General features: G+C 74.6%; 11 protein-coding genes and 1 pseudogene. 6 read left to right on the top strand and 6 right to left on the bottom strand.

Going from position 1 to position 14,798, the window contains the following annotated elements; translation table 11 throughout:
• The first annotated feature begins 96 nt into the window (after window positions 1-96).
• Window positions 97-1,128 (top strand): glutathione S-transferase family protein, encoded by a 1,032-nt coding sequence (locus Sm713_RS39175; RefSeq protein ID WP_212914677.1) that lies wholly within the window; start codon window positions 97-99, stop codon window positions 1,126-1,128.
• Between the two features lie 85 nt (window positions 1,129-1,213).
• Here the strand turns inward: Sm713_RS39175 and Sm713_RS39170 are convergent, their stop codons facing one another.
• Window positions 1,214-2,338 carry an MFS transporter gene (locus Sm713_RS39170; RefSeq protein WP_212915135.1) on the bottom strand — a complete coding sequence of 375 codons (1,125 nt, stop codon included), beginning with the start codon at window positions 2,336-2,338 and terminating at the stop codon, window positions 1,214-1,216.
• A gap of 524 nt (window positions 2,339-2,862) precedes the next feature.
• On the opposite strand from Sm713_RS39170, the gene Sm713_RS39165 reads away from it, so the two are divergent.
• The 4 genes from Sm713_RS39165 (at window position 2,863) to Sm713_RS39150 (ending at window position 7,729) form a co-directional block, all read left to right on the top strand.
• Window positions 2,863-3,792: a cation diffusion facilitator family transporter gene (locus Sm713_RS39165; RefSeq protein WP_212914676.1), complete on the top strand. Its 930-nt coding sequence runs from the start codon at window positions 2,863-2,865 to the stop codon at window positions 3,790-3,792.
• A 580-nt stretch (window positions 3,793-4,372) separates the two neighbouring features.
• On the top strand, window positions 4,373-5,968 hold the full coding sequence (locus tag Sm713_RS39160) for a hydrolase (RefSeq protein ID WP_212914675.1): 1,596 nt from the start codon (window positions 4,373-4,375) through the stop codon (window positions 5,966-5,968).
• 24 nt (window positions 5,969-5,992) lie between these two features.
• On the top strand, window positions 5,993-7,009 hold the full coding sequence (locus Sm713_RS39155) for a PHP domain-containing protein (protein WP_212914674.1): 1,017 nt from the start codon (window positions 5,993-5,995) through the stop codon (window positions 7,007-7,009).
• Between the two features lie 273 nt (window positions 7,010-7,282).
• Window positions 7,283-7,729: a nitroreductase family deazaflavin-dependent oxidoreductase gene (locus Sm713_RS39150; RefSeq protein ID WP_212914673.1), complete on the top strand. Its 447-nt coding sequence runs from the start codon at window positions 7,283-7,285 to the stop codon at window positions 7,727-7,729.
• 211 nt (window positions 7,730-7,940) lie between these two features.
• Here the strand turns inward: Sm713_RS39150 and Sm713_RS39145 are convergent, their stop codons facing one another.
• From Sm713_RS39145 to Sm713_RS39125, 5 genes are all read right to left on the bottom strand, one after another.
• Window positions 7,941-10,121: a xanthine dehydrogenase family protein molybdopterin-binding subunit gene (locus Sm713_RS39145; RefSeq protein WP_212914672.1), complete on the bottom strand. Its 2,181-nt coding sequence runs from the start codon at window positions 10,119-10,121 to the stop codon at window positions 7,941-7,943.
• A gap of 73 nt (window positions 10,122-10,194) precedes the next feature.
• On the bottom strand, window positions 10,195-11,181 hold the full coding sequence (locus Sm713_RS39140; RefSeq protein WP_212914671.1) for a xanthine dehydrogenase family protein subunit M: 987 nt from the start codon (window positions 11,179-11,181) through the stop codon (window positions 10,195-10,197).
• Window positions 11,178-11,690: a 2Fe-2S iron-sulfur cluster-binding protein gene (locus Sm713_RS39135; RefSeq protein WP_249417135.1), complete on the bottom strand. Its 513-nt coding sequence runs from the start codon at window positions 11,688-11,690 to the stop codon at window positions 11,178-11,180. Before Sm713_RS39135 ends, Sm713_RS39140 begins: the two co-directional genes overlap by 4 nt.
• A 107-nt stretch (window positions 11,691-11,797) precedes the next feature.
• Window positions 11,798-12,337 (bottom strand): DUF5709 domain-containing protein, encoded by a 540-nt coding sequence (locus Sm713_RS39130; RefSeq protein WP_212914670.1) that lies wholly within the window; start codon window positions 12,335-12,337, stop codon window positions 11,798-11,800.
• A 93-nt stretch (window positions 12,338-12,430) separates the two neighbouring features.
• The gene (locus tag Sm713_RS39125) at window positions 12,431-13,411 is read right to left on the bottom strand and encodes a helix-turn-helix transcriptional regulator (RefSeq protein ID WP_212914669.1); all 981 of its coding nucleotides are present in this window, start codon (window positions 13,409-13,411) and stop codon (window positions 12,431-12,433) included.
• Between the two features lie 61 nt (window positions 13,412-13,472).
• On the opposite strand from Sm713_RS39125, the pseudogene Sm713_RS39120 reads away from it, so the two are divergent.
• Window positions 13,473-14,775: pseudogene (locus tag Sm713_RS39120) on the top strand (MFS transporter).
• Window positions 14,776-14,798: the final 23 nt, after the last annotated feature.

Genomic DNA, 14,798 nt, shown 5'->3' with positions numbered 1-14,798 from the left:
CATCGACAGAGGAACGGGACACACGCCCCGGGCACCAGCGCGACACGGCCGGGGACGGCGTGCGGCCACGCCGGCTCTCCGGGGAAGGAGCCCGACATGACCAGCAGCACCGTTCGCGAGCCGAGCGGCAACAGCGCGTACGGCAGGAAGCCCTTCAAGAGGTCCAAGAGCCACTTCGCGGACCGCATCACCGCCGACGGCCGGGACGGCTGGCCGGTGGAGGCCGGGCGCTACCGCCTGGTGGCGAGCCGCGCCTGCCCCTGGGCGAGCAGGGCGGTCATCTCCCGGCGCCTGCTCGGCCTGGAGGACGCCCTGTCGCTGGCCATCACCGACCCGGTCCAGGACGACCGGAGCTGGCGGTTCACCCTCGACCCGGACGGGCGCGACCCGGTGCTCGGCATCCGGTACCTCAGCGAGGCGTACGACGCCCGGGAGACGGGCTACCCGGGCGGGGTCAGCGTGCCCGCGATCGTGGACGTCCCCAGCGGGCGCCTGGTCACCAACGACTTCCAGCAGATCACCCTCGACCTCGCCACCGAGTGGAGGGACCTGCACCGGCCCGGGGCGCCCGACCTCTACCCGGAGCCGCTGCGCGACGAGATCGACGACGTGATGCAGGGCATCTACCGGGACGTCAACAACGGCGTGTACCGGGCGGGTTTCGCCAGCACCCAGGGCGACTACGAGGAGGCGTTCCGGGGGCTCTTCCACCGTCTGGAGGAGGTGTCAGGGCGCCTGGCGGACCGTCGCTACCTGGTCGGGGACACCGTCACCGAGGCGGACATCCGGCTGTTCACCACGCTGGTGCGCTTCGACGCCGTCTACCACGGCCACTTCAAGTGCAACCTGTGGAAGCTCACCGAGGATCCGGTGCTCTGGGCGTACACGCGGGATCTGTACCAGACCCCCGGCTTCGGTGACACGGTGGACTTCGACCACATCAAGCGCCACTACTACCAGGTGCACACGGGCATCAACCCGTCGGGCATCGTCCCGCTCGGCCCGGACCCGCGGGGCTGGCTCACGCCGCATCACCGCGAGGAGCTGGGCGGCCGGCCCTTCGGCGACGGCACCCCGCCCGGCCCGGTGCCCGCCGGCGAGGAGGTGCCCGCGGCGGGGCGCCCCTGAGCCTGGGCCCGCCACCGCCCGCCAAGGATGACCCATCCGATGCGGCGGCGTGGCCGGTGGACGGGTTCGGCCTTCGGCGGCTCCGTCAGCTCGTGGCCGGGGGCCTGCGCAGCACGTACAGGCCCACGCAGACCGCCAGCGCGATCACGCACCCCGTGAACACCAGGCCGGCGTCCCGCAGCCCCAGCCACACGGCCATCGCACCGACGCCCACCACCGGCAGCGAGATGCCCGTGTAGGCGACCACGAAGAACGACGAGATGGTGCCCGCCCGGTGGTCCGCGGGCGCCAGCCGCCCGACCGCGGTCAGGCCGGCCCGGAAGCCGAGGCCCTGGCCGAAGCCGCCGCACAGCGCGCCCGCCACCAGCAGACCCAGCGTCTGCAGCCAGAGCGAGCCGGCCAGCATCAGCAGGCCGAGGACCAGCATCAGGCACCCGGCGGGCAGCGCACGGCGGATGCCGAGGCGGTCGGTGAGCAACTGGCCGATCGTCGAGCCGAGGAAGACGGAGAAGACCACCGCACCGGACACGCCCAGATCGCTCTCGTGCAGGGTCTGCGCGAGGAAGCTCGGCGCCACCGCCGTGAAGAGCCCCAGAAGGGCGAACCCCGCGAAGGCCGCCAGCGACGCAGCCGTGAACACCCCGCGCACCTGGGGCGGCACCTTCAGTCCCGGCGGGCGCGGCGGCCAGGCCGGCCCGGCGCGGCCCGCGGTCTCCGGCAGGAGCAGGATCACCAGGGTGGAGAGCGCGAGCAGGGCGAGGTGCACCAGGTAGGGCAGCCGCAGCGGCGAGGGGGCGTGCTGCGCGAGCAGCCCTGACAGCAGTGGGCCGCAGCCGAGGCCCCCCATGTTGGCGGCGGTCGCCGCGAAGCCGGCCCGGGACTGCCGCCCCTCGGGGGCCAGTTCCATCACGGTGGCGGTGGCGGCACCGCTGAGCAGTCCCGCGGCGAAGCCGGACAGCAGCCGGCCGAGGAACAGCAGCGGCAGCCCGCCCTCGAAGACGAAGCACAGGGCGCTGCCCGCGGACAGCCCCATGGCGGCCAGCAGTACGGGCCGCCGGCCCACCCGGTCGGAGAAGTCGCCGAGGGCGAGCAGCACGCTGATCACCCCGACCGCGTACACGGCGAAGACCACCGTCACGATCAGCTCGGAGAAGCCGATCTCCGCCCGGTAGAGGCCGTAGAGAGGCGTCGGCAGCGTCATTCCTGCCATGCCGACGAGGAAGACCGCCGCGGCGGCGAGGTATCCCGGACGCCGCACCCCGGAATCACCCGTCTGCCGTCGATCATTCACGCGGTCCACGGTACGAGCCGGTGATCGGCACCGCGCACCGGGGGGCGCCCCGGTCGCCACTGTCGCAAAACCGGGGGCACCAACGGAGCAAAGCCGGGTAGACGCACGACCGAGGACGATCCGTCCGCCGCCACGGAAGGCGGCGGGGGGCCGGCCCGTCGGCCCGCCCGGTCGGGCAGCCGCCGTGGAAGGCGGCGGACCGGCGGCGAGGCCGACAGGCATGGGATCCGGTGACGCGGCGACCCGGAGCGGACCGTGCGGTGATCAGGCAGCGCACGGGCCCGCGTGACGGACGGACAGCCGACCGGCGAACGCGGTGATCGGGCACCGCAGTGGCCCGCCCGGCGAACGGACAACGGACCGGCTCGCGTAAGGCGCGGGCAAGGAACCCCTTGGCGTCACGGAAGGCGACGGATGGGGACGAGAGAGCACCTGGGGCAGGAGTGAGTGGAACATCTTCGGACCGCAAGACGCGGCTCACCGTTCTGGTGGCGCTGGGCGCCAACGTGGCGATCGCCATCGCCAAGGCCGTGGGCGGCCTGCTCTCGGGATCGCCCGCGCTGCTGTCGGAGGCGGCGCACTCGGTCGCCGACAGCCTCAACGAGATCTTCCTGCTGGCCGCGCTGCACCGCAGCCGCCGCCCGCCGGACAGCCGGCACCCCTTCGGTTACGGCAAGGAGCGCTACTTCTGGTCGCTGCTCGCGGCGGTCGGCATCTTCGTGATGGGCGGCTGCTTCTCCGTCTTCCAGGGCTTCGAGGCGCTGCGGAGCGGTGGCGGGGAGAGTTCCACGGGGTACGTGGCCGGGCTGATCGTGCTGGCCGTCGCTCTGCTCTTCGAGGGCGGTTCACTGCTGCGGGCGATCCATCAGGCGCGCAACGACCCGGGTTCGAAGGGACTGGAGGACCCGGCGCTGCGCACCGTGCTCGCCGAGGACGGCACCGCGGTGCTCGGCGTGACGCTGGCGTTGGCGGGGCTGGCGCTGCACATGGTCACCGGGCAGGTGGTCTGGGAGGCCTCGGCGTCGTTCGCCATCGGTGTGCTCCTCGTCCACGTCGCGTACCGGCTGGGCAGCGAGGCCCGGGACCAGCTCATCGGGCAGTCGGTCGATCCCGGGCTGCGACGGAAGATCCGGGACCTGCTGAGCGCCCAGCCGGAGATCGACAACGTCGAGTCGCTGCACACCATGCGGCTCGGTCTCGACTCCACGCTGGTGGCCGCGCGCATCGACCTCGCGCCCGGGCTGGACAGCGAGGAAGTGGAACTGGTCTCGGAGCGCATCAAGGCATCGATGAACGACGCCGTGCCGGAGGCCGACCCGATCTTCCTGGACGTGACCGAGTCACCGCCGGACAAGAGCGGCGCAGCGCACTGACACACCCCGGGGGCAGCGAGTGCCCGCCGCTCTCCCCCTGGGGGAGCGCCCTGGGGGAGCGCTCCTCCACCGCTTTGCGCCGCCGAGGGGAGCGTTCGGCCACCGCTTCTCGCCCTGGGAGGCTCGTCCACCGCTTTCCCCGGGGGGACGCTCGTCCATCGCCTTCCCCTCCCTGGAGCGCTCGTTCATCGCGTTCCCCCCGGGGGGCGCTCGTCCACCACCTTCCCGGGGAATCGTCCACCCCTTCGCACAAAGCGATCATCCGTCGAAGGAACGTCGCTTTTTCGTATAGCCGTACGACCTCTCGGGGGGATCCGCGGAGGCACCTCTCACTCTTCGCCGTGGCCCTTGCGCCGGGCGCTTGTTCCTGGTGAACGGCGTGTGCCAGGGTGGCACCGGTTCCGCAGGAATCGGCGCCGGGGCCTGTTAGCGGGCCCGGCACCGTTCCGGGGCGGCATCCCCCACCTGGCCAGGACCCGCAGGATTCCGCCCGTTCGGGGACTCCCGCGGTTCGGCCTCGCCGTTTCCGCCGTTGTTTCCGCGCGTTCCACCGCGGCCCGGAAGGAAAGCCTCTGTGCCCATGCACCACCCCCCGCACCCCTGCTATCCGCCCGATCGGGAACCGTTCCCGGAGGAGTCCGACGCCGTGCTCGCGGCGTCCCTCAGAGCACCCTCCTGGAGCGTCGACCCACGCCCCCTGGGAGTCCTGATGCAACGGCACTGGGAGCCGGTGCTCGACTACGCCATGCTCTGCACGGACCTGACGGGCGGCCACCCCGCCGCACTGGCCGCGGCCGCCCTGCACCAGGTACTCAGGGGCCTCGGCCGGCCCGGTCCCGCCGTGGCGCTGCGCCCCCGGTTACTGATGACGGTGCGCAGTACCGCCGAGGCGTGGGCGCTGGACGGGCAGCGCTCCCACCGGGCCGCGGAGCCCGGTGCCGCTCAGCCGGGACTCGGGGTCGCCCGTGACCGCGGGCTCGCGCTCATCTCCTTCGACGCCCTGCCACCGGCCGGGCAGTGCCTGCTGTGGCACACCGCGGTGGAGGCCGAGCCGGTCTCCGTGCCCGCGGCGCTGCTCGCCCTCGACACCGGCTCGGCCCTGACCGAACTGGAGCTGGCGCGCGGGCAGTTCAGGTCGGGCATGCTGCTCACCCACGCGGAGCGCGCCGAACAGCCGCTCTGCCGTCTCTACAACCGGCTGCTCGACGCCCAGATCCGGCGCGGCAGGACGCTGCTGCCCGACGTTCGCCAGCACCTGCTGGGCTGCCCGGACTGCGCGGCGGCCGCGGAGCAGCTCGGGATCTTCGAACGCCGCCTCGGCGAGCTGCTGGCGCAGGCCGTCCTGGGCCGTCCCGCCGCGGACTACCTCGCCTCCCGGACCGGCCGCCCTAGATCCGTCTCCGCCGAACCGGACCCCGCCGACCCCTCGCCCCCGCCCGGCGGCCACCGGCGGCCGGGCCGGCACCGCGTCGCGGCCGGCTCCCCGGCCCCCGCGCGGGAGCCGGCACCGCCGCGGGGCTACACCAGGGCGCTGCTCACCGGTGTCGGGCTGGCCTCCGCGCTGGCGCTGGGCGCGGCGGTGACGAGCACCCTGTGGCCGGCGGGCAGCGCCACCCGCGCGGGGTCGCCGGCCCAGGGCGGGGCTGTGCCCCGGCCCGGCTCCGGGGGCGGGGGCGGGGCCAGGCCCGCGGCACCGCCCCGGGCGCCCGCAGCCAAGGAGCCCCCCGGTTCCGCGGCGAGCCTGCCGGTGGAGGCCGCGCTCCGGGACACCCCGGCCCCCGGCCCCCGGCTCTCGCCGGGCAGCTCGTGCGACGACACGGCGGGACCGCGCCGCGACGAGGTGACGTGGGACGGGCCCGTTCCCCGGTGGATGCGGGACCGGTGGGTGCGGGACCTGATCGACTCCCCCGCCGTGGCGGCAGGCGACCCGGCCGCGTCGCCGGCGGCCGGCGGGAAGCGGCCGGGTGCGGGCGGACCCGCCGGGACCGGCGAGGAGCCACCCGGCGCGCGGCGGCCGCCCCCTTCCGGTGACCGGGCACCGGGCGCGGACCTGCCGGACGGGGCCGCAGCCGCGGTGCCCGGGGCCCGGCCGGGCGCGGGTGCCCTTCCCCCGGCACATCCGCGAACACCGGGTGGTTCCGGGAAGGCGGACGCGGTGCGGCCGGGTCCCGGCTGAGCCACGATGGAGGCAGGAGGTGCCATGCTGCCCGTCGAAGCACTCGACCGGATCGCATTCCTGCTGGAGCGGGCCCAGGCCCCCACCTACCGCGTGCGTGCCTTCCGCACGGCCGCCGCCACGGTCGCGGAACTGGGCGACGACGAGGTACGCGAACGCGCCCGTGCCGGCACCCTCACGTCGCTGCGCGGCATCGGCCCGCGCACGGCGCAGGTGGTTCAGGAGGCGCTGGGCGGCGCAGTGCCGGGCTACCTGGAGCGGCTGGAACGCGAGAAGGCACCCCTCGCCGAGGGCGGCGAGCGGCTGCGCGGCCTGATGCGCGGCGACTGCCACCTGCACTCCGACTGGTCGGACGGGGGCAGCCCCATCGAGGCCATGGCGACGGCCGCGGCCCGGCTCGGGCTCGACTGGGCGGTCCTCACCGACCACTCGCCCCGGCTGACCGTGGCCCGGGGGCTGTCCGCCGGCCGGCTGCGCGAGCAGCTTGAGGTGGTGGCCGGGCTGAACTCCCGGTGGAAGCCCTTCCGGCTGCTCACCGGCATCGAGTGCGACATCCTCGCGGACGGCTCGCTCGACCAGGAGCCGGAGCTGCTGGAGCGGCTCGACGTGGTGGTCGCCTCGGTCCACTCCCAGCTGCGGATGGCCGCGGACGCGATGACGCGGCGCATGGTCACGGCCGTGCGGGACCCCCACACGGACATCCTGGGGCACTGCACCGGCCGCCTGGTCGGCGAGCGGAAGCGGCCCGAGTCCGCGTTCGACGCCGAGGAGGTCTTCGCGGCCTGCGCGGAGACGGGTACGGCCGTGGAGATCAACAGCAGGCCCGAACGGCGTGATCCGCCGCGCCGGCTGCTGCGCCGTGCGCTGGCGGCGGGCGTGCTGTTCTCGGTGGACACCGACGCCCACGCGCCGGGCCAGCTCGACTGGGGGATCATAGGATGCGCCCGTGCCGAGGAGTGCGGCGTGCCCGCCGGGCGGATCATCACCACGTGGACCGCGGACGAGCTGCTGGAGTGGGCGAGGACCCGGCGGACGCCCTGACCGGGCGGAAGCAGGACCCCGTGGCTACGGCGGACGCAGGATGCCCCGACCCCGCGGACGAGGACGGGCCGGACCCCGCGGACCCGCCGGTGGGTGAGCCCCCCGGAGGACCGGAAACCTCCGGCGCGAGGCCCGCGGATCCCGGCGTGGCGGGCGAAGGATGTTTGCGGGGCCCGTGCGCGTTGTACACGAAACTAGGACGGTGCCGGGCCGCGGCCCGGCACCGTCCACTGCCACACATGCGATGACAGAGAGACGACAGAGGAACACAGAATGCCACTCAGCGGCGAATACGAACCCAGCACCAGCCAGCGGTCCCGCGACCAGGTCGAGCTGTACGAGGACTCGGGCGGCACCGAGGGGACCACCCTGCGCGACATGCCCGTGATCATCCTGACCTCGATCGGCGCGAAGAGCGGAAAGATCCGCAAGACGCCGCTGATGCGCGTGGAGCACGACGGCGTCTACGCGGTGGTCGCCTCGCTGGGCGGCGCCCCCGAGCACCCGGTCTGGTACCACAACCTGGTGGCGGACCCCCGCGTCGAGCTCCAGGACGGCCCCGTACGCCAGGACATGACGGCGCGCGAGGTCACCGGCGACGAGCGCGCCCAGTGGTGGGCGCGCGCCGTGGAGGCATACCCCGACTACGCCGACTACCAGACGAAGACCGACCGCCAGATCCCCGTCTTCGTGGTGGAGCGTGCCGCCGCGCCGCACTGACCGGCGCGGCCACGGGCGCCGGCGGCCGGCACGCGGACCGCGCGCCGCCGGGCCGCCGGACCCACCGCCCACGTCCGGTCCCTCGCCACCCGGCTGCGCCGTTCCCACCGGCCGGGGCGGGCATGCGGCGGACGGCAGGGGCTGAGACGGGGCAGGGCCTGAGACGGCAGGGGCTGAGGAAGGTCAGCAGCCCGGCTGAGGGCGGCCGCCCTCACGCCGCGGCGGCGCCCGCGCCGTTCAGCCCGGTCAGGACCCGGTCCGGGGTCAGCGGAAGCTCGCGGTAGCGCACGCCCGTGGCGTGGTGCACCGCGTTGCCGATCGCGGCCGCCGTGCCGACGATGCCGATCTCACCGATGCCCTTGCTGCCCATCGGGTTGAGGTGGGCGTCCTCCTCGTCGATCCAGTGCGCCTCTAGGTCGGTGATGTCGGCCTGCACGGGGACGTGGTACATGGCGAGGTCGGTCTCGGTGTAGTCGCCGAAGGCGGGCTCCATCGTGCTGTTCTCCATGAGGGCCATCCCGGCGCCCATGGTCATGCCGCCGAGGAACTGGGAGCGGCCGGTGCGGGCGTTGAGCACGTGCCCGGCGGCGAACACCCCGAGCATCCGGCGGATCCGCACCTCCCCGCTGTCGGTGTCGACCTGGACCTCGGCGAAGTGCGCGCCGAAGGCGCTCCGCGCGTGGTCCGCGCCGCGATCGGCGGCGTGCGCGGTGTCGGCGTGCGCTTCGAGACCCGCGGGCGGCACCGGGCCCCGGTGCTCAGCGAGGCGCGCCGCCAGGGCCGTGCAGGCCTCGTGGACGGCGGTTCCCCAGGACGCCGTTCCGGACGAGCCGCCGGCGAGCGGCGCCCTCGGCAGTGCGCTGCTGCCCACCTCGGTGCGCACCGCGGCGAGCGGCACGCCGAGCGCGTCCGCCGCGATCTGGGCGAGGACGGTGCGCGCGCCGGTGCCGATGTCGGCCGCGGCCACCCGCACCGTGTAGCTCCCGTCGGGGTGGGCGTACGCGGCGGCCAGCGACGGGCTGAAGTGCACGGGGTAGAGCGCGGAGGCGACGCCGGTGCCGATGAGCAGCGCACCCCTGCGGTCGCCGCCCGGCCGGGGGTCGCGCCCGGCCCAGCCGAACCGCTCGGCGCCCTCGCGCAGGCAGTCCCCGAGGTGCCGGCTGCTGAAGGGCCGGCCGCTGTCCGGCTCCCGGTCGGTGTCGTTGCGCAGCCGCAGTTCGACGGGGTCGACGCCCGTGGCCTCGGCCAGCTCGTCCATGGCGGACTCCAGGGCGTACATGCCGGGGCAGGTCCCCGGCGCGCGCATCCAGGACGGGGTGGGTACGTCGAGCGGGACGACGCGGTGCACGGTGCGGCTGTGCGCCGAGCCGTACATCATGCGGCCGGGCGTGGCGGACTGCTCCACGAACTCCTTAACCCGCGAGGTCTGGGTGGTGATCTCGTGGCTCAGGGAGATCAGCCGGCCGTCCGGTTCGGCGCCGAGCCGGACCCGGTGCAGGCCGGGGGGACGGTGGCCGACCGTCGCGGCGAGGTGCCGGCGCGGCAGCACGACCGCCACCGGCCTGCCGACCCGCCGGGCCGCCATGGCGGCGAGCACGGTGTGGGGCCGCGGTGTGCCCTTGGAGCCGAAGCCGCCGCCGACGTGCTCCGCGACGACGGTGATGTCCTCCTCCGGCAGCCTGAAGAGGTCGGACAGCGCCTTGGCGACCGCGCTCGCGCCCTGGTCGGAGTCGTAGACGGTGAGCCGGTCGCCGTGCCACTCGGCGGTGGCGGCGTGCGGCTCCATCGGGTGGTTGTGCTCCGGCGGCACCCGGTAGTCGGCTTCGACGCGCACCGGCGCGGCCTGGAAACCGGCGTCCGGGTCGCCCCGTTCGCGGGAGGCCGGGTAGCCGCCGTTGACGATCTCGGGGACGTAGGCGTCCGGGTGGTCGGCGCGCAGGGTGACGTCGTGCGGCTCGGTCTCGTAGTGGACGTGGACCGCGGCCGCGGCCTCGCGTGCGGCCTCCAGCGTCTCGGCGACGACCAGCGCCACGCACCAGCCGCGGTGCGGCACCCAGTCGTCCTGCAACACGTTCAGGATGGGGTCGCCCGCGTCCGACAGCCGCGGCGCGGTGGCGGGCGTGATGACGGCGAGCACGCCGGGCAGGTCCAGGGCGGGGCCGTCGTCCACCCCGACCACCCGGCCGCGGGCGACGGTGGCGGGCACCGGCCAGGCGTACGCGCGGCCGAAGGGGTGGTACTCCGCGGCGTAGCGGGCGGCACCCGTGACCTTCTCCCGGCCCTCGCGGCGCTCGACGGACGCGCCGAGGACCGTGCCGTCCGCGGAATCGGGCGGTGTGACCGTTCCGGAGCCCGTGCGGGCAGCGCCGGGGGCCGCTGTGCTGTGGCGCATCGAAGTTCCTTCCGTGGTCCGTCCGTGTCAGCGCCGGCCGGGTGCCGGAGTGCCGCCCGGGCGGCGGTGCCGGTCAGGGCCGGCCGGTGAGCCGGGTCAGGACCTCGCAGGCGAGGTTGCGTGCGAGGGGGACCTTGAAGGCGTTGTCCCGAAGGGGTTCGGCCATGGAGAGTTCGGCGTCGACGGCGCGCTTCACGGCCGCCCTGGTGGGCTCGGCGCCCTGGAGGGCCTCCTCGGCGTGGCGGGCACGCCACGGCCGGTGGGCGAGACCGCCGAAGGCGAGCGCGCTGCGCCGCACCACGCCGTCGTCCATGTCGACGAGGGCGGCCACCGAGGCCAGCGCGAAGGCGTACGAGGCGCGGTCGCGGACCTTGCGGTATGCCGCGGGCAGGCCCGCGGTGTGCGGCGGCAGCACCACCGCGGTGATCAGCTCGCCGGGCCGGATCACCGTGTCCTGCTCGGGCCGGTCACCGGGCAGCCGGTGGAACTCGGCGGCCGGCACGGACCGCTCGCCGTCGGTGCCGTGCAGCTCGACCGTCGCGTCGAGGGCGGCGAGGGCCACGGCCATGTCGGAGGGGTGCGTGGCGATGCAGTGCGGGGAGTGCCCCAGCACCGCATGGTCGCGGTGGCTTCCTTCGAGCGCGGCGCAACCGCTGCCCGGGTGGCGCTTGTTGCACGGTTTGCCGGTGTCCTGGAAGTAGGGGCAGCGGGTGCGCTGCAGGAGGTTGCCGCCGGTGGTGGCGGTGTTCCGGAGCTGCCCGGAGGCGCCGGCGAGGAGCGCCTGGGAGAGCACCGGCCAGCGGCCGCGGACCAGCGGATGCACGGCGACGTCGGTGTTGCGTGCGGTCGCGCCGATGCGGAGCGAGCCGTCGGGACGCTCCTCGATGCCGTCCAGCGGGAGCCGGCTGACGTCGATCAGGGTGTCGGGCGCGGTGACGCCGAGCTTCATCAGGTCGACGAGGTTGGTGCCGCCGCCGAGGTAGTGCGCGCCGTAGTGCCCCGCGTAGGCGGCGGTGGCCTCGTCCACGGTGGCGGCCCGTACATAGGCGCAGGGCTTCATGCGATCACGTCCTCGACGGCCTCGACTATGTGGGGGTAGGCGCCGCAGCGGCAGATGTTTCCGCTCATCCGGGCGCGGATCTCGGCCGGGTCGAGCGCGACGGGGGCGCCGGCCGGGTGGTCGGGGGCGGTGACGTCGGAGGGGTGGCCGGCCTCGGCCTCGGCGATCACCCCGATCGCGGAGCAGATCTGTCCCGGGGTGCAGTACCCGCACTGGAAGCCGTCCCGGTCGAGGAAGGCGCGTTGCAGCGGGTGCAGGCCCTCGTCCGTGCCGTCCTGCTCCGCGAGCCCTTCGACGGTGGTGATGTCGTACCCGTCCTGGGCGGCGGCGAGCAGCAGGCAGGCGTTGGCGCGGCGGCCCTCGACGAGCACCGTGCAGGAGCCGCACTGCCCGTGGTCGCAGCCCTTCTTGGGGCCGGTCAGGCCGAGCCGCTCGCGCAGCACGTCCAGCAGTGCCGAGCGGTTGTCGACGACGAGGGTGCGCGGGGTGCCGTTCACCCGCAGGGTGATGCGGGAGTGGGTCGGCTCCCGCGTCTCGCCGGCGGATCCGGTGTGCGGGGCGCCCGGCTCGTGGGGGGCGGCCGGGGCGTGGGTGCCTGGATGCAGCGTCACGGTACTCACCTCGCCGGGGGCGGTTCGCGGGACTCGCGGAGCTCTTCGGTGCTTTCGGGTGCCTCGGGGACGACGTGGACGGCGGCCTCCTCCGCCGACGCCGCGGCGCCGCTGATGCCGACGTCCTCGGCGAGCAGGTCCTTCTCGTCGTCCTCGTGTGCGCCTTCGTCGGGGGCGACCAGGCGTCCGGCCCGGTCGTCGCCGACCTCGTCGTCGCGGGGCTCGCCGTTGCCGCCGGGCTTGTCGCCGATGCCGTCGTCGGGAAGGGCGTCCTGAAGGGCCGGGTCCGGTTCCTCCTCGGCGAGGCGCTGGTCCAGGCTCTCCCCCTGGTTCTGCTCGCTGGCCGTCGTCCCCTGGTGCTCCACGGCCAGTGGCCGCTCGGGCGGGGAGGCTCCCTCGTCGTAGGGGTCGGCGCCCCGGTCGATCAGGGTGTCCTCGGGTTCCTCGATGCCCTCGTAGAGGGGCTCGTCGGGCTCGTCCGGCTGGTAGACGTCGTCGCCGGTCGGGTCGTAGAGGTCGTCGCCGTTCACGCTGTCGGCTGACATTGCAGGAAGGCCCCTTCGTACGGCTGCTTTCTCCCCGCCCCGCGTATCCAGCCTGCGGCCGGCCACACCTGCCGGCCGCGCGCGGCGGTGCGGTCAGCCGGTCCCCGGCGCCTTGACCAGGGCCTCGCCCGCGGCGGTGCGGTGGTAGAGCACGGAGCGCCCGCTGCGGCGCCGCCCCACGAGGCCGGCGTCCAGCAGGATCCTCAGGTGGCGGCCGACCGAGCCGAGCCCCTGACCGGTCAGGGCCACCAGGTGGGTGGTGCTCTTCGGTGCGTCCAGCAGGACGAGCACGCCTGCCCGGCCCGGTCCGATCAGCCGTTGCAGCGCCTTCGGCACGGCGGTCCGGTCCACGTCGGCGAGGACGCCGGAACAGGGGTGGACCACCGCGTACCGGTCGGGCGGCGGATCCGTGGCCCAGCAGACCCAGGCCTGGCCGTGGGTGACCGGGACGAAGAAGAGCCGGGTTCCGGACACCTCCAGGGGCGGGTAGTCCCGGGGGTTGACCTGGAGCCGGCTGCCACCGAGCCAGCGCATGCCGGGGCGCATGCTGTCCAGCACGGCCGCCCAGCCGCCCTGGCCGAGCTGGCCGGAACGCCCGACGATGTCCGCCTCGATGATCCGCCGGCGCCGCTCCCAGTCCGGCAGGACGGTGTTCCGCCACACCCATGTGAGCAGGTCGGCGGCGCGTTCGGGCAGGTCGGCGCGGTCGAGGACGGCGGGCAGCGGGCCGCGGAGCGCGACCCGCAGGTCCTGCCGGGCGGCGTCCGCGGACATGGCCCTGACCTGGCTTATCTCCGCGTCGAACGAGGGCTCGTGGACCCCGGTGGGGGTGGGCGTGATGAAGTCGGCGATCCAGTGCCCCCGCACTGCCGCCCGGGTGAGTGCGGCGGTGACGGGGTCGGCGGCGAGATGAGCGCGGTAGGCGCCCTGATGGGTGTCGAGCCAGGCACGCTCGCCGGGGTGCCCGGCCTGCCGGGTGTGCAGGGAGAGGAGGCAGGCGGTGGTCTCGGCAAGCGCGGAGACCAGGAACCTGCTGCCCGCGAGCGTGTCGGCGTTGACGTGCCACAACCCCAATGCTTTCGCCTCCCCGCGAAACATTAACGGCCGCGGGAGCCGCTCCGGGAGCCTTGCGGCCATGCGCACCTACGGGGATGTCTTCGCAGTGCCCGAGTTCCGCGTGCTCTTCTCGTCCGCGTCGGCGCAGGTCGCCGCGCAGACGGTGAGCGGGCTGGCGCTCGGCACCCTGGTCTACGGGGCGACGGGGTCGCCGCTGCTGTCCGCACTGAGCATGTTCGGCTCGTCGTTCGCACAGGTGGCGGGGGCGCTGATGCTGCTCTCCGCGGCCGACCGGCTGCCGCCGCGCGGCGCGCTCTCGGTCATGGCGCTCGTCTTCGCCGCGGGCACCGCGGCCCTGGCGCTGCCGGGCCTGCCGGTGTGGGGGCTGTTCTGCCTGGTGCTGGGCCTCGGTCTGGTCGCGTCGGTCGGGGGCGGGGTGCGCTACGGGCTGCTCAACGAAGTGCTGCCGAGTGAGGGGTACCTGCTGGGCCGTTCAGTGCTCAACATCTCGGTGGGTGTCATGCAGATCGCCGGCTTCGGCCTCGGCGGCGTGCTGACCGCGGCGCTCTCGCCGCGCAAGACGCTGCTGGTCGCGGCGCTGCTCTACCTCATGTCGTCGGTCCTGACCCGGTCCGGCCTGACCGGGCGCCCGGCGCGCGCCGCGGGCCGCCCCTCCCCCGGCGAGACCTGGCGGACGAACAGGCGGCTGTGGTCCTCGGTACCGCTCAGATACGTGTATCTCACGCTCTGGGTGCCCAACGGACTGATCGTGGGCTGTGAATCCCTCTTCGTGTCCTATGCGCCGCATCATGCGGGACTGCTTTTCGCCTCCGCCGCGTTCGGCATGCTCGTCGGGGACACGGTCGCGGGGCGGTTCGTTCCGGCGCGGCTGCGCACCCGGCTGGGAGCGCCGCTGCGGCTGCTGCTGGCGGCGCCCTACCTGCTCTTCGCCCTGCCGCTTCCGCTGCCGGTCGCGACCGGGGCGGCGGCGCTGGCGTCGATCGGGTTCGGGGCGAGCCTGCTGTTGCAGGACCGCCTGCTGGCGCTGACGCCGGACGACATGAGCGGGCAGGCCGTCCGGCCTGCTCGCCATGCAGGGCGTGAGCGCGGCAGTGGCCGGTGCCGTAGCCCAGTGGACGTCGCCCGGCACGGCGATGACGGGGATGGCGGTGGCGTCGACCGCCGTGACCCTGGCACTCGCGCCGGGGCTGCGGGGCGAGCCGTCGGAACTCCTCGGGACGGCCTCGGCGGGCACCCGGAAGGGAGCCCCGCTGCCGGAGCCGGACGGACGTCCAGGCGGGTCCGCCGCCCCGGCCGGTCGACGCGGGGAACCGTCGAAGGACGCACCGGCCGGGGGCGACCGGACCGCCGCCGAATCCTGACCGGAACCGGTATGGGAGCTGTT

The organism is Streptomyces sp. TS71-3 (assembly GCF_018327685.1).
Lineage (GTDB): Bacteria > Actinomycetota > Actinomycetes > Streptomycetales > Streptomycetaceae > Streptomyces.
This window is presented reverse-complemented; position numbering and strand designations above follow the sequence as displayed.